Below are 2,111 nucleotides of genomic sequence, written 5' to 3'. Positions count from 1 at the left end.
ATTGTTTATACGTCCTTTTTTTCACATTTTGGCACAAAATGCAAGGGCTAATTGAGAATGGTGCAAGATCTCAGTTTCAACTAACATCTTGCACCACTCTGTGTGGAACAGACCGTCCAGCCTGTTCCACACAGAGTGAATTTCTTGTGGGGTGGATCAGAGAACCCGCCCATAAAAAGCTTATTGAAAATGGTGCAAAATGTCAGTTTCAACCGACTTAAAAATATGGTAAAATGTGTTTTATTCCTCCTCGCTAGGGACTTGTACTGCGAGCCTAATTCTACATTTATAAGCGAGGGAAACGTGGGTAAGGGTATTTCCCTCGAAGCAAGATGTAAACTTAAAGAGACTTCGACATTTTTAGATGTTTATGACTCAAAAACCGTCCCCAACAGTGCAAGCGACCCTACTGCCTGAAGAATATGAAATGCTGCAAGAGTTGCGGCAAAAAAAACCAGCGCGAAACCCGCCTCCTAAGCGGATGTCATCCGGGGATCGCATTGCGGACAAAGTTGCGGCTACTGTCGGTTCCTGGAGATTTATCATTATTCAGAGCAGCCTTCTAGTAATGTGGATTATCCTGAACGTTATTGTGTGGATAAAACACTGGGACCCTTACCCTTTTATCCTGTTGAATTTGATGCTGTCGTTTCAGGCTGCTTACACTGCACCCATCATTATGATGAGTCAAAATCGCCAGTCCCTAGTTGACCGCCAAAGTGCCGAACACGACTATCAAATAAATGTCAAGGCAGAATTAGAAATTGAACTGCTGCACGATAAAATTGAACTGCTGCACAATACAATCAATACTTTGCGTAAAAAAGAAATTGTAGAAATTTCCAAAATGCTCGAACAGCAACAGCAATGCCTCCAGGGGATAGAAGAGATTTTTCGCAAATAGCGGGATTCCTCGGGAGGTGAAAAAACAGAATTTATTTACTTCATTAAAAGGTAGAAAAATGGCTAACATTAATCAGAGGCGTACTGAAAATATTAACGGTAACTTTTATGTAGACAGTACCTGCATTGACTGTGATACTTGTCGGTGGATGGCACCTGAAGTATTTGGTCAAGAGGGAGAACAGTCTGCGGTTTACCACCAGCCAACTAATGAAAGTGAAGAAATGCGATCGCTCGCGGCTCTTTTGTCTTGTCCCACAAGTTCGATCGGCACTGTAGAAAAACCCCAAAGGATAAAAGAAGCCCAGCAACTGTTGCCCGCACTTGTAGCAGAAAATGTCTATCACTGCGGCTACCACTCAGAGAAATCCTACGCCGCAGCCAGCTATTTAATTGTCCGCCCCGAAGGAAACATTTTAGTTGATTCTCCCCGTTTTGTGCCGCCGCTAGTCAAAAATATAGAAGCAATGGGCGGCATTCGCTATCTGTACTTGACTCACCGCGACGATGTGGCAGATCATCAACAATACCACGATCATTTTGGGTGCGATCGCATTCTCCATGCTGACGAAATTAACGCGGGGACTCGCAGTGTAGAAATTCAATTGTCGGGCTGCAAAGAGCATCAAATCGCAGATGATTTGTTGATTATACCTGTTCCCGGTCACACGAAAGGTCACACAGTTTTGCTTTACAATAACAAGTTTTTGTTCAGCGGCGATCATCTTGCTTGGTCGGAAAGTTTGCAGCAGCTAGTTGGCTTTCGCGAAGTCTGTTGGTATTCTTGGCCGGAACAAATCAAATCTATGCAAAATTTGGCTAATTACTCGTTTGAATGGGTGTTGCCGGGACACGGCCGCAGGTATAATGCCGATCGACAAACAATGCGCGAGCAAATGCAACAGTGTCTTGCTTGGATGGTCGATGCTTAATAGATATTCGGCGGTTGAAGCCGCTACTACACACACAAAGTCCGCCTACGCGGACTAACAATAAGAGGGATTTTGTATTACGCTTTGGGAATCGCAACCAAAGTCATAGAATTAGCTGGGTAAGTTGCCTGAAATCCAGTATCACGGACACTTAAATCGCTCTGACGGACGATCGCCTGCAAATTCGCCTCGCTGTAAGTGTAATACCAATTTTCAAAAATCATGCAACAGTAGCTAGGGCTGACAAAATGTAATCCCATCCAGTTATAGATGCTA

General features: G+C 44.0%; 3 protein-coding genes. 2 read left to right on the top strand and 1 reads right to left on the bottom strand.

All coding sequences use genetic code 11. The features are described 5' to 3' along the window. Window positions 1-370: 370 nt before the first annotated feature. Both QT996_RS28365 and QT996_RS28360 read left to right on the top strand, forming a co-directional pair. Window positions 371-904 carry a DUF1003 domain-containing protein gene (locus tag QT996_RS28365; protein ID WP_333050828.1) on the top strand — a complete coding sequence of 178 codons (534 nt, stop codon included), beginning with the start codon at window positions 371-373 and terminating at the stop codon, window positions 902-904. A 58-nt stretch (window positions 905-962) separates the two neighbouring features. After that, complete coding sequence (locus QT996_RS28360) at window positions 963-1,835, top strand: MBL fold metallo-hydrolase (protein WP_333050826.1); 873 nt, start codon at window positions 963-965, stop codon at window positions 1,833-1,835. 77 nt (window positions 1,836-1,912) lie between these two features. On the opposite strand, the gene QT996_RS28355 is transcribed toward QT996_RS28360, so the two are convergent. Continuing rightward, window positions 1,913-2,111, bottom strand: a 199-nt coding sequence (locus tag QT996_RS28355) for a hypothetical protein (RefSeq protein ID WP_333050825.1), incomplete at its 5' end; no start/stop codon positions are given.

It is taken from the genome of Microcoleus sp. S13C4 (assembly GCF_036700865.1).
Classification (GTDB): Bacteria; Cyanobacteriota; Cyanobacteriia; order Cyanobacteriales; family Microcoleaceae; genus Microcoleus.
Note: the sequence above shows the minus strand (reverse complement) of the source record. Positions and strands in the feature narration are given on the sequence as shown.